Here is a 25,450-nt window from a genome sequence, read left to right on the forward strand (position 1 = left end):
GAGGCCATGATGAAACTGAATATCCTCTGCTATGCGGGCCTGCTGAGCCTGCCGTTGACCGCCCTGGCCATGGATGCCGGGCCCGCCTCGGCGCAGCAACAAGGAACCGAAGTCTGGCTGCAGCTGCAAGGCCGCAACACAGTGGCATCGTCAATACCGCAAATCGCAACGCCCGCCGAGCGTGAGCTGAGCATGCAGCGCTGGCTGAAAAGCTATCAACATGAAATTCCTGCCCTCTATGAGCAGAAAATGGCCGGGAGGGTGAAATCCAATTAGTAAAGGCGAAATCTTCGTTCAATGACAGGCCGCCATCACGCCCTGAGCCTTTCCGTCAACACGGCTTTGCTGTGTCCGACTCGCTGATCAAAGGCGGCCCCGGCGCGTAGCGCCTTGATCACATGCTGCTTATCGGCATGCCGGTGAGCATGATCGCCTCGAACGCTCGCTGTTTGCCGGCGATGCGTTGCAGCTCCTGCACCAACTCAATGCCGTCCAGCTCGGGCAAGTGTAAATCACACAGCACCAGGCCTATTTCAGCGTCCTCACTGAAACGTTCGATGGCGTGTCTGCTGGATTTACAGGGGACACAGCGATAACCGCTGTTTTCGAGAAATTCGCAGAGTTCTTCCACGACCGGCGGCTGATCGTCGACCACAAGCACTTTTACCGGGGACATTAGCTTGTTCACGCGCGACTCCATGTCTGGCAGCCGAAGACTGACTGACCTTTCCTGTACCTGCAGCGTCGGGCTGTTCAGGTACTGAATTGAAAATAGACTACTTTGCGACTATGTACAGAGCGCTAGTGGCCTGTGTGGCTAGTTCGTTAGCTCAAATTCGGATGCCGACGGCCCAGAGCCAAGGCGCTGTGACGAGTCATAGCCCGCTATGGCGAGGAACAGCAACGCAGGATATGGGCTGCTGGCGCCGAAGTTGACTAACAGAACTAGCCACACAGGCCACTAGTAGCTCAGGGCTACTAATGAATCCAGGCGACAGCCAGGAGCATGCCGACAAAAACGAATGGCGCAAAGGGTTGTTGTCTGGACTCTTTCGGATCGAGGTACTGCAAGCGGGTTCTCAGTTTTTTACTGATATGCGGCCATAGCCTGGGAGCAATCAGCAGCCAGATGACACTGACGATGCCCGCGCCAATGAAGGTTCCCAACAGATGCAGGTTGTCGGTCGCCAGCCCCAACGCAGCCATCAGCTTCACATCAGCCGCCTCCAGACGCCCTGACACGTAGCCGGGCAACGTGAAGGCCAACGCCAGCAAGAATGCCCAGACACCCTGCTCCGCACGGGCGCCTAGCCACGTGGTGTCGTTCCACAGCAAATACACCAGCGCCACGACCGTCGCGCCAAGGGTCAAGCCATTGGCAATTTGGCGGTGCTGAATGTCCTGCACAGCGCAGAGAGCCAGCCAGATAAATAGGATAAAGCTCTGCATCAGGTAAAAAGCGTCCCTTTTGGCTGAATGATTCTATGCTGGTATGACGTAATACTTGTCAGGGTAGACGCACTGATGACGCTAAGCCTCCTCAGAAAGCAAAAAGGTGCCGTGGCGATTGAATTCGCTTTGGTGTTTGTCATTTTCTTCGCGGTGTTTTATGGCTTGGTCAGTTACAGCCTGCCGCTGCTGCCGATGCAATCGTTCAACGAGGTGTTGACCGTCAGCATGAACTATCCAACCATTAAATTAAATCAGGTCCTGCCGTTTCTGCTGCTACCCGGCGTGGGAACAGTCCCCAATCTGCCGGTGACACTCAGCGCGAAGTCGAGTTTGCAGTTTTGAATTCGGGGGAAAAACTCTTCGGGCGCTTGCTCGGACGCCAGCCCCCGCTCACTGCCCAGACGCCGGGCAGCGTCACCGCGCGCAGTGTCGGGCTGCACCTGTACCTGGACCACGAGGGCCGCGTGCTGCAGATGACCGGACCCTTGCACCATGCTCTGGTCCAACAAACACCCGGTAATCAGTCGCCGCGTCTGCTCGATTTCCTGTTGCCCCACAGCGCGCTTGTGGTCGACGGCGCGCCCGCCGATTGGCAGGGACAGACCCTCGACCTGGACTTCCTGAGCCTCACCGGACAAAGCCTGCATCTGCGCGGTTGGGTCCAGCCCACAGCGGACGGCTGGCTGCTGCAGTTACTTGATATCGGCGACTTGCTCCACGAGCGGCAGCTGTCCCAAAGCCGTGAGCAATGCCAAGTGTTTGCCGGACAGATGAGCGAACATCTGTACTTGTGCAGCATGGCGCGGCTGGCGGAGGTCTTGAACGAACAACTGCAAGCGCTTGCCCAGCGCTGGTGCATCCCCTGTATCGCCCTCGCGTTGCTCGACGAACAGGAGCAGGGTTGGCAAATCCATAGCCAGTATGCGGCCCACGATGCCCCGGCGCTATGGCACGCCGGGCAGCTTCTGGGTACCAGCCTGGACAGCTTGAACGGCAATACACCGTTGCGCCTGAGCGTGCGCCAGGGCTTCAGCGAACATCCGCGCTTGCAAAGTGCCTTTGGCAATAGCGATGGGTTTATGGTGCCCTACCGCGATGACCATGGTGTTGCGGCCTGGTTGCTCTGTGGCTTCTACCCGGTGCAAAAGCGCGCCCCGGACCTGAGTGAGCGTGACTGGTTGCTGCTGACCGCTTCGCTGGCCGGGCCGTTGTTGAGCCGCTTGCGCGAACAGCATCACCATCAGCAACTGGAGCGACTGGAAACCCTGCAAGGATTACTCGGCACTGGTTGGTGGGAGCTTTATGCGCACAGTGGCGAGGTACAACTGGCGCCACAACTGGCCCTCAACCTGCATCTGAAACCAGACACTGCCCGGCTGCCCCTGGACGCGTGGCTGGCCCTGATTCATCCCGCCGACCGCCAGGAGCTGAGCAGCCGCTTGCAGGACCTGCAACAACACGGCAAAGCCTTGTTGCTGTGTGTACGCCTGCACCGGTCAGACGCCGCGCAAAACCCGATCTGGTATCGCCTTCAAGGCCAGGCACTGGGAGTGGGCGAAACTCGGCGGGTGGTCGGTTTCATGCTCGACATCAGCGATATCAAGAACCAGGAACGGCAAGCCGATGCCGCCCATGCGCGGCTGGATAACCTGATCGCCAGCTCGCCTGCGGTGATCTACGTGCAGCGTTATGTCGAAGGTGCGTTGCAACCGACGTTTTTCAGCGACAGTTTGCTGCCGCTGCTCGGCTGGAACCTGGTCGATTGTCTCAATGGTGCACTGGTAGACCGGGTTCATCCCGAAGATCGCGACCTGTATTTCGAACGCACCCGGCAACTGCTGCGCGAAGGCTCGGTGCGCTGCCGTTATCGCCTGCAAGATAAACACGGCAATTACCACTGGCTGCTGGATGAAGCCAAATTGCTCCGTGATGACCTGGGCCTGCCGGTGGAGGCCGTCGGACTGTGGCTGGATATCACCGAGGCGACCCTGGCCGCCGAGCACGTGAAACAGAGCGAAGAGCGCTATCGCATTCTGGTAGAGGACTCGCCAGCGATGATCTGTCGCTATCGCCCGGACCTGACCCTGACCTTTGGCAACCGGCCCCTGGCGAACTATCTGGAATGTCTGCCTGCGCAACTGCCGGGGGTGAATCTGGGCAGTTGGTTGTCTGCCGAACAGCGCGAAGCGTTTGTCCAGCGCATCAGCCGGTTAAGCCCGCAACTCCCGGTGAGCACCGCAGAAATCAGCCTGCAATTGCCTGGGCGCGAACACGCCTGGTGGATCTGGTCGGATCGGGGGGTGTTCGATGAGCAAGGCCGATTGCTGGAGGTTCAAGCCGTGGGCCGTGACAACACCGAAGTCCGTCGCTCCCAACAGCAACTCGCTCAAAGCGCAAAAATGGCCACACTCGGTGAAATGGCCACTGGCCTTGCCCATGAAATCAACCAGCCGTTGCACGTGATGCGCATGGCCATCTTCAATGTGCTCAAACGTTTGAGCCGCGGCGAGGTGCAGATCGACTACCTGCAAGACACACTCAACCGTATCGACGCCCAGGTCCAGCGTGCGGCGCGGGTAGTCGATCATATGCGGGTGTTCGGTCGACGCTCGGAAGTCGAACAGCAACCGTTCAACCCGGCGCAGGCGATAGAAGGCATGCTATCGCTGCTCAGCGAAGGTATGCGCGGCAAAGGCGTCGAACTGCGGGTCAGGGAGATGGCCTTCGAGGTGCAAGTACGCGGTTATGTCGATCAGCTTGAGCAGGTGCTGATCAACCTGATGGTCAACGCTCGCGACTCACTGCTGAGCAAACGCGAGGCCAACCGGGAATTCATACCCTGGATTGCGGTGTCTGCCCAACGAGATGGCAGTTCGGTGCGCCTATGGGTGGAGGACAACGGCGGCGGAATCGACCCGCGGCTGCTGGAGCGGATTTTCGAACCGTTTTTCACCACCAAACCGGTCGGTGTCGGGACCGGACTCGGGTTGTCAGTGAGTTACGGCATCGTCGAGAACATGGGCGGACGGCTAAGCGCCAGCAACACGGTTGAGGGTGCGCGGTTTTGTATTGAGTTGCCGGTGGTGGGGTAGATCACCCGAATGGGACATCGAGCACTCCTTTGCCGGCGCAGTGCCGAGCGCTTCCTCCAGTAGGTAATCCCCGGGGGAGGCGAAGTTCCCTGCAGCCGCTGCCGCAGGCTGCGACAGCAGGGTATTGCGCAAAACCAATTGCTTAACCGACTGACATTACCTGGCTTCTGATGAAAAGGTCCTTACCTCGGCGGATAATTCGCCAAAATCCTGCCCACTGTTACCCGTATAGCGGCGCTGCGGTCTGCCGGCTCCGGCGTGCGGCTGAGCATTTGCTCGTCACTGCCTCTCCAGACAAGCTTGCCGTCCTTGCCATCGAGCAGGTCGATCTGAATGGTCGCGACCTTGTAGGTGACATTGCGGGTTTCGTTGTACATCGGCCCGCCCCAATAACCATTCCATGGGCGACCCCAGGCGCCGCCGCCGCCGCCGTAACTGGTGGTCACTTGTTGCTGACGGTTTTCGACGATCAGGTAAGCCTGCACCTTGAGATCGCCCTTGGTACCAGTGGCAGCCGGACGCAGACCACGCTGATCCAATTGATCGCTGATCGCCTGGCGGATGCGCTGCTCGGTCAGGTCACTTTTGATCCGTGGATCATCGGGGCGGTATTGCAGGGCGGGTTCTTTCCAGCTCCAGCTGCGATAGGCGGCGAAGTCTCGGCTGGCATCGAAGTCGTGGTTGACCTGGCTGGAAGCGCAAGCGCCGAGCAACGCAACCAAAGCCAGTAAAACGAGACGGCGGAACATGATTTTTCTCCGGTCGAAGACATGAACCTGACGACGTGTCGCTAACCAGGAGGATACGCCGAAAGGGCCTTTTCCACAGCTTTGCGCAATGCATCGGCACGCTCGCTGAGACTGCCCTGGCTACTGGTTTCGGCACTGGAGCTCCACACCGGCTGACCGCTGCCGGCGTCAAACAAGTCGACCCGCACGACCATCACTTGCACCTCATACGTGCGCACGACCGGCACCGTGTTGTACATACCGTAGCCATTGCCATATCGGTTATAACCGCCGTAGCCGTAGTCGTCCTGCACCTGACGCAGTCGTTTCTCCAGATGCACGTCGGCGCTGACCCACAGGTCCGCCGGACGGTTGTCACGCAGCGGGCGCAAACCGCGTTGGTCAAGAGCATTGCTGACCGCTTCAGCAATCTGCGCTGAGTCGGCCCAAGCCGAGCCGGCGGGCAAACGCCCGTTGAGCCAGGCCCAGTTGCGATAGCGACCGTAATCCCGTTGCGGCGCCGGATAGGCGCTGCGGTCGAAAGTATTGGCGGCTTGTGGCGGTGCGGGCGGAATCGGGTTAGAGCTGGCGACATAAGGATTGTTGCCCTGGCAAGCGACCAGGCTCAAGTACAGCGAGCACCACAGCACGACTGATCCAACGCGGCGTTTCATTTCGCTCTCCACTGACGGGACCGCTTAAACCGGACGGCAGATCCAATGCAAATAACGCCCAAGTCCGGCAAAGCTTGGGTGACGACGATGAGCCAGCTCCATTTCCAGCAAATCCAGCAATTCGGCGCGTGCCTGGAATTCCACCGGCATATAGTCGTGGAAAACCCGCACCCCGCTCTGAGTTTCGACCTGCCACAGACCTTCGAGTTGCACTGCCAATTCACGTGGATCAAGCGGCTGCTGAGGCGTCAGGCTCTGCTTTTCACCGGCCATGTTGTTCTTGCGCATCTTGCGGAAGTGGCCCTTGAGCAAGTTGCGATAAATCAACGCATCACGGTTGTAGAACGCCAGCGATAGCCAGCCTTCCTGGGTCGTAAGCTGATGCAGCACCGGCAGGATCGCGTGGGGCTCGGCCAGCCATTCCAGCACCGCGTGGCAAAGCACCAGGTCGTAAGGCTCGGTGAGCTGGCCGAGCAATTCCTGCCACGGTGCCTGAATGAAGGTCGCGGTTTGACCCGCCTCGGCGAAACGCTGGCGCGCGCCTTCGAGCATCGGCTCGGCAGGCTCGGCCAGTGTCACCTGATGCCCACGCTCGGCCAGCCACAGGGACATGTGACCAAGACCGGCACCGATATCCAGCACCCGCAATGGGCGGTCCGGCAGGGCCTCGGCCAGATCGGCCTGGAGCACCGCGAGGCGAATCGCGCCTTTGGCACCACCGTAGATTTTCTCGGCGAAACGGGTCGCCAACTGATCGAAATGACGGTCGCTCATTAGCTGAATCTCCGTTCGCTGTCTGCCAGCTTGCTGCGCACGACCTGTTCCATGTCCAGCCCCAACTCGCTGCACAACAACAATAGATAAAGCACTATGTCGCCCACTTCCTGACCGGCATGGGCAAGTTTTTCGGCAGGCAACTGCCGCGACTGATCCTCGCTGAGCCACTGGAATATTTCCACCAGTTCAGCCATTTCCACACTGGCGGCCATGGCCAGGTTTTTCGGGCTATGGAATTGGCGCCAGTCGTTACGGTCGCGGATGGAGTGTAGGCGTTCGGTCAGTTCGTCAAGGTTCATCGGGCTCTCCTGAAGGCGTATAGCTTCGGGTGGATGGCGAGTGAAGGCAAGTACCGGGCATTGCTGTCGCTTCGCGACAGATCGCGAGCAAGCTCGCTCCTGCAAGAACAGCGCATAACCTTTCGGAGCAAGCTCGCTCGCGATGACGGACTAATCAACAACACTGAATTCGACCTGTGCGGTCTGCCCGCCCTCGTCGAGCACGCTGAGCTGGTAGCGGCCGAGCTGATCAAAGGTCGCGTTGATGCTGTCTTGACTGGCGCTGTCACCCAGCGGTGCGCCATTGATAAACCACCATCGTCGACCGCTGCCGCCCAAGGCTGAAAGCTCCAATCGCAGCAGTTCCTGGCTGGCGGCCGGGCGGCGCAGTTGATCGCCTTCGTGCACGCCGACAATCGATAATGGCGACGCGGCTGACAGCATCGGCCCCGGGCACTCAGGGTCGTTGGCCGGCAAACGCGCTTCGCGACGCTCCACCCTCGGCAACCACGGTTCCAGCGGTGCTGGCCACAACGCAATATCACGAGCCTGCGCCCCTGGGCATTTGACGTCGACCCGCAGGCCCTTGGCGTTAACCCAGATTTTTTCCAGCAAACCGACACCCAGTGGTTGATCAAGTGCCTGCAAGGTTGGCGGGGTGGTGCCGTCCAGGGTCCAGGCGAAACGCTGGCGCCGACAATTGGGATCGTTACGGTTCATGGGCTGACCCAATGGCCAACAGATCGCCGCTACCCCGACGTTCATCGGCACCGGTTGCGCCGGCACGGTGATTCCCCGCTGACTGTCGCGGTTGATCAGCAGGTCGTGCACTTGCAGCATCAGTGGCGCTGCCGAGGCCAGACCAAACTGCCCCGGCACCGGGGTGCCGTCCGGGCGGCCGATCCAGGTGCCGATCAAGTACCGTGGGCCGACGCCAATCGCCCAGGCATCGCGAAAACCGTAGCTGGTGCCGGTTTTCCAGGCCAGCACCGGGCGCTGCACCAACTCGGCAAGCGGATCGCGATCCGGCCGCGCCTGACCGCTGAGGATCCGCCGCACGATCCACGCCGAGCCCGGCGACAGCAACGGCCGCTCATACAGCACATCGTCCGGTTGCAAACGAATATTGGCGCTCTTGCCACCACGGGCGAAAGCACTGTAACCACTGACCAGATCCTCCAGACGACTACCAGCCCCGCCCAAAATCAACGCCAGGTTCGGCTCGGCCAACGCCGGCAGCGTCAGCGGCACGCCGCCGATGCGCATCCGGGCGGCGAAACGTTTCGGCCCGTAGGCTTCGAGCAACTGCACCGCGGGCAGATTCAGCGACATCGCAAGCGCGCTACTGGCCGACACCGCACCGCTGAAGCCCATGGAAAAGTTGCCCGGCCGGTAATCGCCGTAACGCCGCGGCACGTCCTGCAGCAGGGATTCGGAATGGATCAGCCCGGCATCCATGGCCATGCCATACAGGAAGGGTTTTAGGGTCGAACCGGGCGAGCGCATGGCGCTGATCATGTCCACATGACCAAAGCGCCGTGTGTCGTTGATGTCCACCGAGCCAAGGTAGGCGCGCACCGCCATGGTCTCTTCTTCGACCACCAGAATCGCTGCGGACGTATGCTCCGGCAAGCGCGCGCGCCAGCCCAGCAGCAGGTCCTCAAGACGTCGCTGCAAAGTAGCATCCAGGGTGGTGCGGATCAGCGGCGGGCTGTCCGGGCGATTCAACCTTCGCGCCAGCAACGGCGCGAGGCTCGGTTCCAGGCGTGGCGCCAGCAGCAAGGGCTCTTCCAGTGCTTCGTTCACCGCTGATTGCGGCCAGACATGGAACTGTGCCAGCCGCCGCAAGACTTTATCCCGTGCCACTTGGGCTCGCGCCGGGTGACGGTCCGGGCGCAAGCGGCTCGGTGCCTGCGGCAGGACCGCCAGCAGTGCAGCTTCGGCGTGAGTCAGTTGCTGCGGCGACTTGCCAAGGTATGCCCAACTGGCCGCCGCCACGCCTTGCAGCGTACCGCCGAACGGCGCGCGATTGAGATACAGGCTGAGGATTTGATCCTTGGACAGATGCCATTCCAGTTGCGCGGTGCGCCAGAGTTGCCGCAGTTTGCCGAGCAGCGTTCGCGTGTGCGGATCAAGCTGGCGCGCGACCTGCATCGACAATGTGCTGCCCCCCGACAGCACGCGCCCGCCAGAGAGGTTCTGCCATACGGCGCGCCCCAGCGCCAAGGGATTAACGCCGGGGTGCTGATAAAACCAGCGATCTTCGTAGGTCAGCAGCGCTTGGAGGTAATACGGCGAAACCTGATGGGGCTCCACCGGGTAGCGCCATACGCCATTGGCATCGGCGAACCGCCACAGCGGCGTGCCGTCTTCGGCCAGCACCACACGCGCCAGATCGTCTTGGGGCAAGGGCAACGGCCAGATGCGGTCGGCGAGCCAGAGCAGTGCGATCAACAGCAGTACAGCAACCAGAACCCTACGCAAAAATCTCATCCAGCGCGGCCCCTGCCGGAGCCTGGGGGGACGCCGGGTTCTTGCTCGCGAAGGTAATTCACCTGACACACCGCGTCGCCGCAATCGCAGGCGAGCCAGCCCCCACAGGGAACGCAGACGCTCAGTAACTAATCGCAAATTCAAACCCGCAAACCTCTATGCTTTAAGGGAACTCGCTAAAGCGAATAATGGCCTAAGGCCCGGGCATGGCAATGACGCCAACCCTTTCATCAGGACGCATACATGCAGGTAGAAAGCTTTTCCGAATGGCTCGGCCAGGCACTTGGTTCAGTCATCCGGTTTATCGTCGATGTGCTCAGTGGATTTTTCGATGCATTGACTCACGCCAGCAGCAATTTTATCGAGGGGTTTTCCCGGGCGCTGGGCATGGACGCCTCGATCATCAGCATCCTCGCGCTGATTATCGGCCTGATGCTGCTGTACTCGGCGATCCGCGCCTTTATGCGGGCCTCGATCATCATGGGGATCATCTGGCTGGTGCTCGGGCTGTGGTTGTTGAGCTGGATTATTCATTGAACCCAAAGAGCAAAATATCGTCCGAACGCGGCCCGAACCTTCGGCATTTCCTACGCGCTGATCGTTCCCACGCTCCGCGTGGGAACGATCACAAAAATCTCTGCGCTATCTACCCTTGATCACCATCTGCGGCACTGTTTCGCCCACAGCCTGCCAGTTCGGCCGGTACATCGACTCCACTTGCGGCGGTGGTACGCGGTAGGCGCCAGGGGTGACGGCCCGCGCCAGGTACAGCAGGTGCGCAGTGCCGTAACCGTCCAGGTCCATCGCCGCCACGTAGCGGTCATCGCGGAATTCCTGATGCTTGAGGCGGGCGTTCTGCATCGAGTCCCGCCATTCCTTGACCTTGCTACTGGCGTTTTCCAGGCTCGCAGCGCTCTGAGCCAGGTTCTGGTTTTCCAGCTCCAGACCGGCCGGCAATAAATCCACCACCAAGGCATCCGGCACTCGCTGTTTGGCACTGAGTGCCAAGTGCACCAGCACCAGATCACCACTGGTCAAGGCCTTGAGGTTCAACGGTTGGCCGTTCATGCCCAAGTACTCGCGGCGAATGCTCAGGTTCTCGCCACCGGCTACCGGCGCCAGTTGTGGATAACCGGAGATGGTCAGTTGCTGATACACAGGCTCCTTGCCTTCGTTGTGGAGGGACAGCGGCGAAGCCAGCAACGGGCCTTCAAGTTTCAGGCCAGGCTGGTTATTGCTCAGCTCACGGGTTTCACCACCACTGCTCAGTTGCGCATTCCAGATGGCTTCGGGTTTACCCAGCAAACCACGGCCGGCGAGGAACAGCGAGTTGCGCTCCTGGGTCGACAGGTATCGGCTGGCAGCCAGTTGATCGGACAACTCGAACAGACGCTCTTCACGCTTACCCCTGGCCAGGTCGTTCTCTTCCAGCAAGGCTAGAATCAGCGCCTGATCGCGCAGCGGGCTGCCGTAATCGGCGAGCCAGTCCTTGCTGTTGCGCGACGCTGCCAACCCTGTGATCAAGGCCTGATCAGCACGCGGCTGATCGCCCATTTTCTGCAAGGCAATGGACAGTTGCACAAGCGGCAGACCGGAGCGGGCATCGGTACGCCGCTCGAACAGACTGCGCAACGCACCCAGCGGCGCCTGTTGGCTGCGGGCCAATACCAGACCGGCATAGGCCTGCACCGCGAAACGCGTGTGCTCGGCATTTTCGCTGTAGTTCACTTCGATCAGGTTACGTTCCTGCACATAACGCAGCAGCCGCTCGCTGGCCTTTTTCAGGGCTTCAGGCGGTACCGTGAAACCTTGCTCGCGAGCACGCAACAGGAAGTCGGTGACGTAGGCGGTCAGCCAGTACTCTTCTTCACCGTTCGCCCCCCATAAACCGAAGCTGCCGTTGTAGCGCTGCATGCCCAACAGGCGCTCGATGCCCAGCTCGATCTTGCGTTTGCGGTCAGCATCCGGCTCGCCTTCCAGGCCGAGGCGTTCAAGGCTCGCGGCATCGGCATAAAGCGACGGATACAGCCCGCTGGTGGTTTGCTCCAGGCAACCATACGGATACGCCTTGAGCGCACGGATCTGTTCGCCAAGGTTCAACGGCGGTCGGCTCGACAGGCTGAGCAAGGCTTCACGCCCGGCCGGCTCGAAAGCCGCCAGCTCACCTTCCGGCAAGTTCCACGGCTGATCCTTGAGCACCGCGCGGTAGTGTTTGAGCATCGCCGGATAGGCTGGACGCACGCCCAGCGTCCAGTCGCGGGTGAACGGCGGCAAGCTCTCGCCCGGCAGGTCGAGGCCGTTGACCAGCACCTTGACCTTGCCCTGACCAAAGCCACCCAGTGCCTGCACCGGAATCTGCAACGTCGTGCGCTGGCCTTCAGTCAGTTGCACGCTGTGGGTCACGTCACCGAGCAGACTCAGTTGGCCCTCGGCACTCAGTTGCACCGTCAGATTCTGTGCCTTGCCCGAGAGGTTCGACAGGTCCAGCGCCAGCTTCGTCTGGTCACCACCAGCAAGGAAACGCGGCGCCGACAGCTCGGCAATCAGCGGCGCGGCGATCACGGTTTTGCCTTCGGCCATGCCGTAGCGATCATCGGTCCAGGCCTGAGCCATCAGACGCAGTTCGCCGTTGAAGTCCGGAATGTCGACGCTGGCTTCACCTTCGCCCTGTTCGTTCAGGGTCACCGGCGCGCTTTGCAGGGCAACGATGGTCACGCTGGTGTCGGGACGCTTGCCACCCTTGGCCAGCGCCGCGTCGCCACCGAACGCCAGACTGGCCAAACGGCCCTGCCCGGCTTCAATCAGTTGCCCATAGATATCCAGTTGGTCAGCGCCATACGCCTTGCGACCGAACAGGCTGGAGTACGGGTCAGGCGTTGGGTATTCGGTGATATTGAGGATGCCCACGTCCACCGCAGCCAGCAGCACGTGCACGTGTTTCGGCATGCTGCCATCGGCATTTTTCGCCTGAATCTTCACCGTCAGCGGCTGTTTGGGGCGCATCTTTTCCGGTGCATTCAGGGTCACCCCGAGTTTGCGCTGGGTCCGATCCAGCGGCAGGTGCAGCACGCCGACCGCGCGTTTCGGGGTGACATTGGCTTTGCGTTCACCCGGACGAATCACCAGCGCGCTGACATACAGGTCATGCCGCGACCATTTCGGATCGAGCTTGACCGCGAAGCTTTTGCCTGCGGCCGGCACATCGATTTCCTGCCACCACAATGGTCCGTCGCTGGACTCCACCAGCAGATAACCTTTGCCAGCTGCGGGCGCCGTGACTGTCACGTTAGCCGTGTCGCCATCGCCATAGGCGGGCTTGTCCAGCGCCAGTTTGACCTGATCCGGTCGCACCGCGCCCCCTTCGGTGTTGTCCTGGGAGCGGTAACCGGCCCAGAAACGCAGACTGCTGAGCAGTCCGGTCTGCGGGTCTTCGACTTCGACGCGATACGGGCCCCACTCCACCGGAAAACTGACTTTCGCGGTGTCACCGGCCTTTATGCTGACGGTCTCTTCATCGAGGGTGAGGAATTTTTCGTTGAAGTGATAGCTCCAGCCATCGCTTTGCGAGTAGTTCCAGTAGTAGTCACGACGCTCGCGCACCAGCCGTACCTTGAGGTTGTCCGCCGCCAGCTTCTGACCTTCATTGTTGGCCAGCAGCAGCTCGAACCCGACCGGGCCGTTGCCGTCGGTTTCTTTGCCATCAAACAACGCCCGCAGCCCCGGCAAACGATCCGCCGGCCATACCGGTTGCACCACACGACGAGTGATCGGGCGACCACCGGACTCGTGCAGGCTGGCCTGAACGATCAGTTGTAGCGGCGACCTGGCCCCGGCCCACTTGCTTTCCAGATCGATGGTTGCCTCGCCGTTGGCGTCCAGCGTGCTCTCGTCCAGATCCAGATCCTGACTCAGCTCTGCTTCGGTGACCGAGCCGAATTGATAACCGGGTAGCGCGTTGACCGCCTCACGCAGCGGACGCACATAAACCTGGCCGCTCAGGCGATTGCCCGAGGCCGGGGCACCATAGAGATAACGGCCTTTGACGCTGATTTCGGCGGTATCGGCCGGCTTGATCGGGGCATCGCGGCCTTTTAGCTCAAGGGCCAGACGCTCGGGCAGGAAGTCTTCGACGAGGAACTCATACAACTGCGGCTTGCCGTCACCCAGATCGAACACCAGCTGCCAACGCCCGGTCGGCGCTTCACCGGCCAGTTGCAGTGGGTATTGATAGAGACCGGACGCATCGGCGTCCCAGACGAACTTGCGACTGACCTGCTCATCCGGGCGACGCACTTCAACGCTGACCGGCTGCGGTTTGACGGCATTACCGTCCTTGTCCCGCAGCAAGGCGTTGAGCAGCACGGTTTCGCCGGGGCGATACAGGTCACGCGGGCCAAACACAAAAAACTGCAGGGGATGGGCTTGTGGCCCGCCGATATCGAACTCGGCCAGGTCCAGCGCGGCGCTGTTGAGTCGTAACATGCTGGTCTGCTCGCCCAGATGGGCCAGCAACACTTCGGCTTTTTTCGGCAGCGACAACTCGGTATGGCCGCCCTTCTCGGTCTTGCCCTGGCCTACTACCCGGCCCTCGCTATCAAGCAGTTCGAGACTGACGTCATCCAGAGCTTTACCGCCGTCCAGCGCTTGAGTAAAGACATCCAGACGGTTCTGGTAACGGTGCACCGACAGGCCGATATCACTGAGGGTAAAGAGGGTCGCCGGTTGCGAGTAGTTATAGGTGCCGGAAGCCCGCATCACCGCCAGGTAAACACCAGCCTGTTGCAATTGCTTGAGCCCGGCGATCGGCAGTAACAGGGTTTCCCGGGTATTGCGCGCCGGGTTCAGGTCGAAGCGACCACCGTAAACCAGATCGGCCATCGGCAGCAGTTCGCGCGATTCATAACTTTGCAGGCTGGCGCTGCGGCCCCACCGACTGAGAAACGCCGGCAGGGATTCGGGTTTGATCCGGAAGAACTCGACGTCGATCTTGTCGACATTCAGCGCGATCACCGGCAGGCCTTCGGCCAGACGGGTCGGCAACAAGGTGCCACGACTGGCGAAGCCTACGGTGGGTTGCAGGTCACGGGTTTCCAGGCGGCTGACGTACTCGGCGGCAAGTCTGGCATCGTTGACCCCGCGTAGCCCGGCATCGACAGTGAGCACCAGTTTGCGCCGGGGCTCAAGATGGCGCAGGCGCAGTTCCATCAGGTTGTCGGAGAGTTCCCAGGCACCGTCGATCTTGCCCGATTTGCTGTCGACCAGATGCAGTTTTTCGTCGAACTTCTGCTCAGGGTCCAGCGGCACCGAAAAGCTCACCGACAGCGTGCTGGCACCATCAAGCTGAACTTCGGAAACGTCCACCACGCTTAACTCACGGCCGGCGTAGCGCTGCTTCAGTACCGCAGTGTCCTGAATCGCCTTGGCCGTGGGCGCTGTGACCGCCGCCGGGGGCGCGGCGGTGGGAGGCGCTTTTTCGGAAGTCGACGAATCGCAAGCGCTTAGCAGCGCCAACGCACAGGCCAGAAACAGTCCTTTGTTAAGCATGGGGCACTCATTGGCAGGAGTATCGTAGCCTTGAACTATATATCACTGATGCCAAACCGCCTGGGGCGCCGGTCACATTGACCGACGCCGGGCGGGCTGGTTCTGGTCATTGAAGAATTTGCTGATGATCGTTCCCACGCTCCCGCGTGGGAATGCATCCCGTGACGCTCCGCGTCACATCAACGGCGATTGCTGCGCGTCCATGGCGGCGTTCCCACGCAGAGCGTGGGAACGATCAAGGAGGCGGCGCGAGTCCCGAAACTGCCGCTACAATGCCTGCTCTCTCAAGGAGCCTGCATGTCCACCCTGATCACCGACTGGCGCCACCGCTCAACCCATCGCCGTGTCTGGGCGCTCGCGGCGCCGATGATTCTGTCGAACATCTCCGTTCCACTGGTGGCCCTGGTCGACAGCACAGTGATCGGTCATCTGCCCTACGCCCACCAACTCGGTGCTGTGGCTATCGGTGCCAACCTGTATCTGTTTCTGGCCTGGTCGATGGGCTTTCTGCGCATGGGCTCCACCGGTTTTGCCGCCCAGGCCGCCGGGCGTGAAGACGGCGCAGCACTTCGACAGGTCCTGCTGCAAGGTTTGCTCTTGGCCATGGGCCTGGCGCTGCTGCTTGGGGTCATCGCCGTGCCGCTGAGCGGCGTCGCTTTAAACCTGATGCACCCCTCCGCCGAACTCGACCAAATGACCCGGGACTTTTTCCATACCCGGCTGTTCGGTCTACCCGCAGCGCTGGCCAGTTACGCGCTGGTCGGCTGGTTCCTCGGCACCCAGAACGCCCGCGCACCGCTGGCGATTCTGCTGAGCACGAACCTGGTAAACATCGCGCTGAACCTGTGGTTCGTCCTCGGACTGGAGTGGGGTGTAGTCGGCGCGGCGCGGGCCTCGGTCATCGCCGAATGGACCGGTACCCTGATTGGTCTGGCCATGACCCGCAAAGCCCTGCGCGCCTACCCCGGCCACATTGCATGGGCGGCGCTGGCACTGTGGCAAAGCTGGCGACCGCTGCTGGCGGTCAATCGGGACATTTTCATTCGCAGCCTGGCACTGCAATCAGTGTTTTTCCTGATCACCGTGCAAGGCGCACGGCTGGGTGACGCAACCGTCGCGGCCAACGCTCTGCTGCTCAACGGTTTACTACTGACCGCCCATGCGCTCGATGGCCTGGCCCATGCAGTGGAAGCTCTGTGCGGTCACGCCATCGGCGCCCATGACCGGCAGGCCTTGCGCCGTTCGCTGGTGGTAGCCTGCGGTTGGTCGTTGCTGACCAGCCTGGGCTTCGCCGTGCTGTTTCTGTTTGCCGGTCATCTGTTCATCGAGATGCAGACCAACATCCAGAGCGTGCGCGACACCGCGTTCAGCTACTTGCCTTACCTCGCCGCGCTACCGCTGATCGCGGTCTGGAGCTACTTGCTCGACGGTCTGTTCATCGGCGCCACCCGTGCCAGGGAAATGCGCAACGGTATGCTGCTGACCGTGATCATCGTGCTACCGGTGGCCTGGGCTCTACAGAGCTTTGGCAACCATGGTCTGTGGCTGGCGTTTCTGCTGTTTATGCTGCTACGCAGCCTGACCCTCGGCGCTTTCGCCTGGCTCTTAAGCAAGAATGATGGCTGGTTTAGCGTCATCGCCCGCTGAGCGGGTGCAGTTCGAACACGAACGGTTCGCTGGCTGGATCAAATATTGGCGTGTTTCTACAGAGGGGGCGACGTGAGATTCTCGCTGAGAGACATCGTCGAGTAGAGAGCCTGGTACAGATCAGAAAGCGGCCTAAATGAAATGAAGACCTGCACTCTTTGATTCTTCGAAAACAAATGGCTTGCGCCATATACGTCTGAAAAAAATGCCGCGCCAGACCATCTGAAAAAACACACGGGTTGCAGTGCGTTTTCAGACAACCTGGCGCGACAGTTTGTTACCTCAAGAAGACAGGTAAGACGAGCGAGTCAGCCCCAGACGCAGAGCGTCGAGGTATTGAGTGCGTTCGGCCGGGCTGATCTTCGCGCAGGCGACTTTGTCCCGATAGTGGGTCATCAGCTCTTCCGGAGACAAATGCACGTAACGCAGCATGTCTTCGATGGTGTCGTGGGTTTCGATACCGGCGTGATACACGCTGCCGTCCGCATTCTGGTAGATATTCACCGAGTCGGTATCACCGAACAGGTTGTGCATATCACCGAGAATTTCCTGATAGGCGCCCACCAGGAAAATCCCCAGCAGGTAATCTTCACCGTCGTTCAGCGCATGTACCGGCAGGCTGGTTTCGATGCTTTGTTCATCGACGTACTGCTTGATCTTGCCATCGGAGTCGCAGGTCAGGTCTTGCAGCACAGCACGGCGCAGCGGCTCTTCGTCGAGACGGTGCAATGGCAGAATCGGCAGTACCTGGCCAATCGCCCAGGTGTCCGGCAGGCTCTGGAATACCGAGAAATTGCAGATGTACTTGTCGGCGAGCTTGTCGTTGAGTTCGTCGAGCACCTGACGGTGGGAACGCTGACGGGCTTTCAACGAGTTGTGCAGGCGACGGCAGACCGCGAAGTAGCACTGTTCGGCCAAAGCCTTCTCGGCCAGGGTCAGTTTGCCATCGGCGTACTGGGCAGCGATGTCGCTCATGTAGTGCGTGGCACGCCAGTAGGTCTCGGTGACCATCTCGATGTCGGTCGGACCCAGCAGGTCTACCAGCCATTGCACGGTTTCCGGCAGCTCTTCCTTGTTCTCGATGACTGGCACGTCGTCGTTGTGCTTCTCGACGTCGGTCACCTGGACCACCAGCATGGCGTGGTGGGCGGTCAGCGAACGGCCGCTCTCGGAGAAGATGTTCGGATGCGGCAGGCTCTGCGCATCGCAGAACTCCTTGAGCATCCCGACCACGACACCGGCGTAGTCGTCCATGTCGTAGTTGATCGAGCTGGCATTGCGCGAGTGGGTACCGTCGTAGTCAACGCCCAGGCCGCCGCCGACGTCGATGTGATCCACCGGCAGGCCAAGGTTGCGCAATTCGCCGTAATAGCGGATCGCTTCCTTGAAGCCATGCTGGTAGTCCGCCAGGTTGGCGATCTGCGAGCCCATGTGAAAGTGCAGCAAGCGAATGCCCTGATCCAGACCGGCGGCGCGGAAACGCTCGACCACTGAGATCAGCTGAGCGGCAGACAGACCGAATTTGGATTTTTCACCGCCGGTGTCAGCCCACTTGCTCGAGGCCAGGGAAGACAAACGCACCCGTAGACCGACCTGAGGTTTGACCTTGAGCGAGGCCGCTTCTTCGATCACCAGCTCAACTTCGGATTCTTTCTCGATCACGATGAACACGTTGTGACCAAGCTTCTGGCCCATCAGTGCCAGACGAATGAACTCACGGTCCTTGTAACCGTTGCAGACAATGGTTCCGCCTTTGGGCGCCAGCGCCAACACCGCCAGCAGTTCCGGCTTGGAGCCGGCTTCCAGGCCGATGGACACGTCCTGGGTGGCAATGATGTTCTCGATCACCGCTTCTTGCTGGTTGACCTTGATCGGGTACAGCGCGGTGTACTTGCTCTGGTATTCCAGACGCTCGATGTTGGCGTCGAATGCGCCGGTCAGCTGACGTACGCGGTCTTGCAGAATGTCCGGAAAGCGCACCAGTAGCGGCAACGACAGGCCGCTTTTACGCAGCTCATCGACTTGTTCGAACAGATCGATAGGCGAGCTGTTCGGGCCGTTCGGACGAACTTCGACGCGACCGGCGTCACTAATCGCGAAATACCCGGCCCCCCAATGGCGAATCCCATAAACACTGCGGCTGTCCGCTACTGTCCATTGGCTGCCATCGTCTTTGCGTGTGCGTCGTACGGACATCGAAGTCCCCTATAAATGAAGTCATAGAGCGTCGCCTGAGATCAGGCTGGCGCAGTCTAAAGAATGAAAATGACGATTAGCCTGTATTCGAGGGGGATAGACCTCGCATACCGCGCGGAGTTTAGAAACCGGTCATGAACAGGCTCTGTGAAAACCATGGAGACGACGGCAAACCTGTATCGGATCAGGACTGCGTCAAGTCGGGGTGGTCTTCACAGAGGCTGCTAGCCGCCGGACTTCTTCGCTTTAAAACCGAGCTTGATCAGCTCTGCCAAGAGTAGCTCGACATGCTCGCCCTGGATCTCGATGACCCCGTCTTTCAACGTGCCGCCGGTGCCGCAACGCTTTTTCAGCGTCGTGGCAAGCGTACTGAGGGCATCTTCGGCCAACGGCACGCCGGTGATGGTGGTCACCGTCTTGCCGCCACGGCCCTTGCTTTCGCGACGCACGCGAGCGATGCCGTCGCCGGCAGGGACAACGGTTTGTTTGCAGATGCAGGCATCCACCGGCTGGCTACAGTCCGGGCAATGTCGACCTGCGTCGGTGGAAAATACCAGGCCACCAAGGGCGGCGAAGGATGCGGCTTTTTTGGCCACCGGCAATCCTCTTGGGAGGACAAAGACTGGTCGAAGCGCTTTGGCAAGTGCCATCGACCGCGAAGCCCCACTCAGGCAGGGGCAGCGCTACTGAAACGGTACAGACTTGTAGGAGCAGAGCTTGCTCGCGATGGACGTCAACGATAACGCGCGGCATCAGACAGCACGTGTCGTTCATGCGTCCTTCGCGAGCAAGCTTCGCTCCTACAAAAGGTCGCGCAGTGTAACGGCAAAAAGCGCACTTGCTAAGAGCCAATCGGCGCCAATTTATACATCTTTTGCGACGTTTGCGCCCTGTGAACGCAGATAACGTTTCAAGGCCGCCAGAGAGTCCGGGCAATAAGGCTTTTGCTGAATTTCCTGCATGACCTGATCGATCGGCATAAAGCGCGCCTCCAGCACTTCCTCTGGCTGCAAACGCAATGGCCCGTCCCAGACCGCCGAGAACGCCGAACACCACAGTCGATTATCAGTGTCTTCGAAGAAAAAGTGATCATGTGCAGTCAATTCCACACCGCTGACCCCAAGCTCTTCTTCCAGTTCACGGGCCGCCGATTCGGCATAGGTCTCAGTCGCCAGCACCATGCCGCCGGCTGCCACGTCCCAATAACCGGGATAGATAGCTTTGCTCAGGGTGCGCCGATGCACGCACAGCTCACCGGCCGAATTGAACAACATGATGTAAGTTCCGCGCCCGATCAGCCCACGCTCGCGCAAATCGGACCGGACCAGGGCGCCAAGCAAGTTGTCTTGCTCATCGACCCAGGCGATGTGTTCGGCATCCGAGGCCGCGCGATGTGCGGCCTCTTTAGAGGTAACGACCATGACTCAACCCTGGGAGAGCAGTTGACGCAAATCGATGACCGCTGCATTGGCCCGCGAGATGTAGTTGGCCATGACCAGCGAGTGGTTGGCCAGCACGCCAAAGCCGCTGCCGTTGAGAATCATTGGGCTCCATACTCGCTCCTGGGAGGCTTCCAGCTCACGAATGATCTGACGCACGCTGACCGTGGCGTTTTTCTTGGCCAATACGTCGGCAAAGTCGACTTCGATGGCGCGCAGCAGATGGGACAATGCCCAGGCCTGACCGCGGGCTTCGTAGAACACGTTGTCGATCTGCAGCCAAGGGGTTTCCACCAATTCTTCATCTAGCTGCGGCACTTGACCGGGTGCCAGTGCTTCGGTTTTCAGCGCAGTATTGAGTTTGACCCGACCGACGCTGGCCGACAGTCGTTGCGACAACGAGCCCAGGCGAGTGGCCACATCACCGAGCCAGTTATTGAGGTTGTCGGCCCGGGCGTAGAACAGGGCGTTCTTCTGCGATGGATCTGACAGCCGCGCCTGATAGCGACTCAGCGAGTTGATGCCTTCCTGGTACTCGGACTCACTGGAAGGCAGCATCCAGCTTTTGTTGTCGAAGTTGAAACGCGGCTCGGCCTTGCCCAGATCAGCGTCTTCTGCGGACTGCGATTGCGAACGGGCGAAGTCTTTGCGCAGGGCACGGGTCAGGTCGCGGACCTGTACCAGCACGCCATATTCCCAACTAGGGATATCGTCCAGCCAGACGCCCGGTGGAAAGCGATCATTGGAGAGGTAGCCGCCAGGTTTGTGCAGCAGCGTACCGGCAACAGTCTTGAGGGTTTCCACCGTGGTGTAACCGACGACCATCTGCTTGCCGTCCTTCTCAGCCGCCAGTTGAGCATTCTGCTGAACCGCAAACAGTGCCGGTTCCTGGCTCCAGTACCAGCCCACGACAAGGGTCACCAGCAGGTACAAACCCACCACTGTGCCCAAGGCACGGCTGAACAGCAAACCACCGAAATAGCTGCGGGTTGCCGACTCAGGTTCAGCGGCACGATCAGGCGCGCTGCCTGCGCGGTTCTTCCAGTCCAGCATGGCTATATCCTTTCAATCACTTGAATTCATCGGTTCGACCACAACCCTACTCCATCGCGCCCCGGTTCGAGCGGATTAAATCAGCCGCAAACCAGGACGCCGCACAATAGTCGCGCATCAAGCCGTCACTATCAATGAAGCGCAGCCACCAACCCATGAGACCCGTCGTTCAAAAAATGAATGGCATCGCTTTGCAGTTTATTGATGCAGGACACTCATGCAATCGAAAAGAGGTGCTAGCATAGAGCCACCAGTCAATCTCAGCATGCCCCCTAACTAGTAGTCAGGATATGACCGAGCCAGAAGACCCCAGCCGTGAGCGCCTCAAGCACCACTTTGCCCAGCGGGTGATTCATCAGGCACGTCAGATTCTTGAGATATGGCAACGCCTGCAGCGAAGCGAATGGTCGACCACTGATATGTCCGAACTGGCCGAGGCCAACTTGCGCCTGCTGCGGTTCGCCGAACGGTTTGAACAGCCCGAACACTGTCAGCTCGCGCACAGCATCGGCCACTCTCTGAAAGCCGTGGATGCCAACCGCGGGCGCCTGAACAGCGGGCTGATCACCGATCTCAATCGCCTGATGCAACGCTTGTCCCGCACCGGCCTGCGTCATGGCGAGCAACTCGAACAAACCTTCCTGCCACCGCTGCGCAAGCCGATCTACGTGATGCTGCAAGATCACGACCGCGCCGAGCGGCTGGCCAAACAACTCGAGTTCTTTGGACTCAGCGCTCAGTCGCTGGACAGTGTAGCGGCGTTCCGCTCCTCGCTGGTCGAGCGGCTTCCGGCAGCGATCGTCATGGATGTCGATTTTTGTGGCGCCGGCATGGGCCTGCAGCTGGCAGCCGAGGCCCAGGAAGGCCTTGAGCACAAGCTGCCACTGCTGTTCTTCAGCCTGCACGAAACCGATACCCCGACCCGTCTCGCCGCCGTTCGCGCCGGCGGTCAGGAGTTTTTGACCGGTACCCTTGAAGCTTCGAGCCTGCTGGAGAAAATCGAAGTCCTGACCTGCGTCGCCCAGTACGAACCGTACAAAGTGCTGATCATCGATGATTCGCGCGCTCAGGCATTGCACACCGAACGCCTGCTCAACAGCGCCGGTATCGTCACCCGCACCCTGATCGAGCCGATTCAAGCGATGGCTGAACTGGCGGACTTTCAGCCGGACCTGATCATTCTCGACATGTACATGCCGACCTGCACCGGTACGGAACTTGCCAAGGTGATCCGCCACAATGACCGCTATGTCAGCGTGCCGATCATCTATCTGTCGGCCGAAAACGACCTGGACAAGCAACTCGACGCCATGAGCGAAGGTGGCGACGACTTCCTGACCAAGCCGATCAAGCCGCGGCACCTGATCACCACGGTGCGCAACCGTGCGGCCCGGGCGCGCAATCTCAAGGCGCGGATGGTTCGCGACAGCCTGACCGGCCTGTACAACCATACCCATATCCTGCAATTGCTCGAAGACTGCAGCTTCCGTGCCCGCCGCGAAAGCAAGCCGCTGAGCTTTGCCATGCTCGACATCGACCACTTCAAACGGGTCAACGACAGCCACGGCCACCCCATGGGCGACCGCGTGATCAAGAGCCTGGCGCTATTCCTCAAGCAACGTCTGCGCAAGACCGACTTCATCGGCCGCTATGGTGGCGAAGAGTTCGCCATCATCATGCCCGACACCGATATCGAATCGGCCTACAACGTGCTCAATGAAATCCGTCAGCGCTTTGCCGAGATTCACTATCCGGCGCAACCTCAGGATCTCTGGTGCACCTTCAGCGCCGGCGTCGTAGAACTGCGCGAGGACTCCGACAGCCTGATGATGGCCAGCCAGGCGGACGAAGCGCTGTACCGTGCCAAGCACGCCGGACGCAATCGTGTGCAAGCCGCTCTGCGATCAAAGCAAAGTGCCACTTTTTTATCGGAAACCACCGAGTCAGTCATAACGCTGTAACAGAAACGCAATAACTTCAAGCGCTTACCATTCTGTCGTTGGTAGAGCCACGATGCGCCTGAAGCTGCTGACCAATCTCAACACCCTCCTTTTAGTCGCCGTTTGTCTCGCTCTGGGCGCCACGCTCTGGTGGTCGCAACAGGCACTGGAACGCCCCTATGTGCTGATGGAACGCTACTTGGGCCTGTCGCAGCAGTTCCAGAATCAGGTGGTACGCAATGTTGAAGATTACCTGGCCAGTGGCGACGCCCTGCGCTTGAGTGCCGCCAGCCAATCGCTCGAAACGCTTCAAACAGAGCTCGGCGAATTACCTGCCGAGCTGGCGCAAAGCCTGCGCCCAAGCCTTTCGAGCCTGGATAGCTTCAGCAAGACCGACCTGCTGGCTGCCGGCAAACTCGCCGGCGACCCGCAAGCCCTGCTCCTGCAGGCCGAGCGTGAGCTGGGCGCCAACCTGGAACAACTCAGCCAGTACGCCAGCGGCGCCAATACCCCGATTGCCGCAGGTTACTTGCCGTTGCTACTGTCGGCATCACAGCACCTGGCCAAGCTGTCGCTGGCCCGGGACAAACTGGTCAGCAGCGGTCGTAGCGAACTGGCTGCCGACGTCGAGCGTGAGGTGACCAGCATCCGCTCCCAGGCTGAACAGCTGGAGACTCTACCGTTGTTAGGCGTCACCACCAGTAGCGAATCGAATACCGAAGACTTCGCCTCCATGATGGGGCTGGAGAACACTGAAAAAAGCGCCGCAGAAGATACTGGCATTGGCCTCAAGCGCGAACTGAACAGCCTGCTGACACGTTACCCGGCCGAACTGAGCCGCACTCGCGAGCAGATTCAAAAACGCGCCGGGCTCAGTGATGCCACTCACCTCAAGATCGCTGACGTTCAGCAGGCGATTGCTGGTCTGGAGCCTGCTGTCCGCGCTCAACATGGACAGATTCAGAGCGAAGTACGGATGATCCAGGGGCTGATGATTGGCCTGATCCTGTTGATCGCGTTGCTTATTGATACCTTGCAACGGCGGCTCGCTCGCGTGCTGACCAATCTGGCTCCGGCCTTGTCGACCTGGGCCGAAGGCGACTTCAGCCAAAATATCCAACTAGGCGCCACCAACCGCGAGCTGCACGATATTGAAGAGTCGCTGAATCGCCTGCGGGCGTATCTGGTTGATCTGGTGGGGACCATCCGGCAGAACGCCGAACAAGTCGCTGGCAGCAGCCGCGCCCTGGCCGAGTTGAGCAGCGGCCTGCACAGCGGTGCCGAACGGCAGGCTGGGGATACCGCACAAATACGCGACGCATTGGGCGAACTGGAAGCCACCATTGTGCAGGTGGCCGGTGATGCCAGCCAGGCCGCCGACGCCAGCCGTCACGCCGGACTTGCGGTCGAGCATGGCCAGAAGGTGATCGGTTTGAGCCTCACGGGGTTGCACGCCCTGGTGGGCGAAGTGCAAGGCAACGCGCAGATGATCGAACACCTGGCCGAAGAGTCGGCGACCATCGGCGGCGTGCTCACAGTGATCCGTTCGATCGCCGACCAGACCAATCTGCTGGCGTTGAACGCCGCCATCGAAGCCGCTCGCGCAGGGGAGATGGGTCGAGGGTTTGCAGTGGTCGCCGAAGAAGTCCGCTCACTGGCGCAGCGTACCGCGGGTGCCACCGCAGAGATCCAGACACTGATCGCGGGCCTGCAGACCGCAGCCCGACAATCGGTGGAAGGCATGCGCGCCCAGGTCGAACACGCTGAAGCCACAGCCAACCAGGCACAAGCAGCTGACGGAGCCCTGGATGAAATCGTCGGGGCGATACAGACCATTTCCGACACCGCGGTTCGCATCGCCGATGTCACCGCCCAGCAGAGCGGCGCCGTCAGTGAAATCCGCGATCACAGTGAGCGGATTCACCAATTGGGTGGGGATAACTTGCTGAGGATTGGTGAAGGGCGCAGCCAGGGCGAACATTTATTGGCGCTGGGCGGGCAGTTGCATACCGCCGTTCAGGCCTTCAGGGTTTAAAGACCACTTTTGATCGTTCCCGCGCTCCCGCGTGGGAACGATCATCCCCCCTCCTCCTGCATACCCAGTCCCACTCCGCTATCATGCGCACACGTTAGATAC

At 60.3% G+C, this 25,450-nt stretch carries 18 protein-coding genes and 1 pseudogene; 7 read left to right on the top strand and 12 right to left on the bottom strand.

From position 1 onward, the window contains the following. Nucleotides 1–9 precede the first annotated feature (9 nt). Nucleotides 10–276 (top strand): DUF3613 domain-containing protein, encoded by a 267-nt coding sequence (locus AC07W5_RS04040; RefSeq protein WP_494993629.1) that lies wholly within the window; start codon nucleotides 10–12, stop codon nucleotides 274–276. Between the two features lie 92 nt (nucleotides 277–368). On the opposite strand, the pseudogene AC07W5_RS04045 reads toward AC07W5_RS04040, so the two are convergent. Further along, nucleotides 369–688: pseudogene (locus AC07W5_RS04045) on the bottom strand (response regulator); the annotation flags it as partial. A gap of 290 nt (nucleotides 689–978) precedes the next feature. Further along, on the bottom strand, nucleotides 979–1,449 hold the full coding sequence (locus AC07W5_RS04050) for a prepilin peptidase (RefSeq protein WP_495011285.1): 471 nt from the start codon (nucleotides 1,447–1,449) through the stop codon (nucleotides 979–981). Between the two features lie 75 nt (nucleotides 1,450–1,524). Here AC07W5_RS04050 and AC07W5_RS04055 point away from each other — a divergent pair, with 75 nt between their 5' ends. Then, the gene (locus tag AC07W5_RS04055; protein WP_494993534.1) at nucleotides 1,525–1,794 is read left to right on the top strand and encodes a TadE/TadG family type IV pilus assembly protein; all 270 of its coding nucleotides are present in this window, start codon (nucleotides 1,525–1,527) and stop codon (nucleotides 1,792–1,794) included. Further along, complete coding sequence (locus tag AC07W5_RS04060) at nucleotides 1,791–4,544, top strand: ATP-binding protein (RefSeq protein ID WP_495022827.1); 2,754 nt, start codon at nucleotides 1,791–1,793, stop codon at nucleotides 4,542–4,544. Before AC07W5_RS04055 ends, AC07W5_RS04060 begins: the two co-directional genes overlap by 4 nt. Nucleotides 4,545–4,726: 182 nt before the next feature. On the opposite strand, the gene AC07W5_RS04065 is transcribed toward AC07W5_RS04060, so the two are convergent. The 5 genes from AC07W5_RS04065 to pbpC form a co-directional block, all read right to left on the bottom strand. Next, nucleotides 4,727–5,293: a DUF4136 domain-containing protein gene (locus tag AC07W5_RS04065; protein ID WP_495022828.1), complete on the bottom strand. Its 567-nt coding sequence runs from the start codon at nucleotides 5,291–5,293 to the stop codon at nucleotides 4,727–4,729. 41 nt (nucleotides 5,294–5,334) lie between these two features. After that, a complete protein-coding gene (locus AC07W5_RS04070) occupies nucleotides 5,335–5,946 on the bottom strand; it encodes a DUF4136 domain-containing protein (RefSeq protein ID WP_495022829.1) in 612 nt (203 codons plus the stop codon). 24 nt (nucleotides 5,947–5,970) lie between these two features. Continuing rightward, the gene (locus AC07W5_RS04075) at nucleotides 5,971–6,720 is read right to left on the bottom strand and encodes a methyltransferase (protein ID WP_494993530.1); all 750 of its coding nucleotides are present in this window, start codon (nucleotides 6,718–6,720) and stop codon (nucleotides 5,971–5,973) included. Next, nucleotides 6,720–7,022 (bottom strand): MazG-like family protein, encoded by a 303-nt coding sequence (locus AC07W5_RS04080; protein ID WP_494993529.1) that lies wholly within the window; start codon nucleotides 7,020–7,022, stop codon nucleotides 6,720–6,722. Before AC07W5_RS04080 ends, AC07W5_RS04075 begins: the two co-directional genes overlap by 1 nt. Before the next feature lie 150 nt (nucleotides 7,023–7,172). Then, the gene (gene pbpC, locus AC07W5_RS04085; protein WP_495022830.1) at nucleotides 7,173–9,494 is read right to left on the bottom strand and encodes a peptidoglycan glycosyltransferase PbpC; all 2,322 of its coding nucleotides are present in this window, start codon (nucleotides 9,492–9,494) and stop codon (nucleotides 7,173–7,175) included. Nucleotides 9,495–9,737: 243 nt separating this feature from the next. Between pbpC and AC07W5_RS04090 the strand changes: the two genes are divergently transcribed. Then, nucleotides 9,738–10,031, top strand: a complete 294-nt coding sequence (locus tag AC07W5_RS04090; RefSeq protein ID WP_494993527.1) for a hypothetical protein — start codon at nucleotides 9,738–9,740, stop codon at nucleotides 10,029–10,031. 105 nt (nucleotides 10,032–10,136) lie between these two features. On the opposite strand, the gene AC07W5_RS04095 is transcribed toward AC07W5_RS04090, so the two are convergent. Beyond that, nucleotides 10,137–15,038: an alpha-2-macroglobulin family protein gene (locus AC07W5_RS04095; protein ID WP_495022831.1), complete on the bottom strand. Its 4,902-nt coding sequence runs from the start codon at nucleotides 15,036–15,038 to the stop codon at nucleotides 10,137–10,139. 297 nt (nucleotides 15,039–15,335) lie between these two features. Between AC07W5_RS04095 and AC07W5_RS04100 the strand changes: the two genes are divergently transcribed. Next, nucleotides 15,336–16,685: an MATE family efflux transporter gene (locus tag AC07W5_RS04100; RefSeq protein ID WP_494993525.1), complete on the top strand. Its 1,350-nt coding sequence runs from the start codon at nucleotides 15,336–15,338 to the stop codon at nucleotides 16,683–16,685. A 282-nt stretch (nucleotides 16,686–16,967) separates the two neighbouring features. Here AC07W5_RS04100 and speA read toward each other — a convergent pair whose 3' ends face one another. The 4 genes from speA to AC07W5_RS04120 all read right to left on the bottom strand — a co-directional run bounded on the left by speA (nucleotide 16,968) and on the right by AC07W5_RS04120 (nucleotide 21,373). Then, the gene (speA, locus tag AC07W5_RS04105; protein ID WP_494993524.1) at nucleotides 16,968–18,881 is read right to left on the bottom strand and encodes an arginine decarboxylase; all 1,914 of its coding nucleotides are present in this window, start codon (nucleotides 18,879–18,881) and stop codon (nucleotides 16,968–16,970) included. 224 nt (nucleotides 18,882–19,105) lie between these two features. Continuing rightward, complete coding sequence (locus tag AC07W5_RS04110; RefSeq protein WP_494993523.1) at nucleotides 19,106–19,477, bottom strand: translation initiation factor Sui1; 372 nt, start codon at nucleotides 19,475–19,477, stop codon at nucleotides 19,106–19,108. 267 nt (nucleotides 19,478–19,744) lie between these two features. After that, a complete protein-coding gene (locus AC07W5_RS04115; RefSeq protein WP_495022832.1) occupies nucleotides 19,745–20,302 on the bottom strand; it encodes an NUDIX hydrolase in 558 nt (185 codons plus the stop codon). A 3-nt stretch (nucleotides 20,303–20,305) separates the two neighbouring features. After that, nucleotides 20,306–21,373, bottom strand: coding sequence for a DUF2333 family protein (locus tag AC07W5_RS04120; RefSeq protein WP_495022833.1), 1,068 nt, complete (start codon nucleotides 21,371–21,373; stop codon nucleotides 20,306–20,308). Between the two features lie 290 nt (nucleotides 21,374–21,663). Here AC07W5_RS04120 and AC07W5_RS04125 point away from each other — a divergent pair, with 290 nt between their 5' ends. Together AC07W5_RS04125 and AC07W5_RS04130 are read left to right on the top strand one after the other, a co-directional pair. Beyond that, nucleotides 21,664–23,334 carry a diguanylate cyclase gene (locus AC07W5_RS04125; RefSeq protein WP_495011277.1) on the top strand — a complete coding sequence of 557 codons (1,671 nt, stop codon included), beginning with the start codon at nucleotides 21,664–21,666 and terminating at the stop codon, nucleotides 23,332–23,334. 970 nt (nucleotides 23,335–24,304) lie between these two features. After that, nucleotides 24,305–25,348, top strand: a complete 1,044-nt coding sequence (locus AC07W5_RS04130; RefSeq protein ID WP_495022999.1) for a methyl-accepting chemotaxis protein — start codon at nucleotides 24,305–24,307, stop codon at nucleotides 25,346–25,348. The last annotated feature ends 102 nt before the right edge of the window (nucleotides 25,349–25,450 follow it).

The organism is Pseudomonas sp. GW821-FHT01E05 (assembly GCF_059422425.1).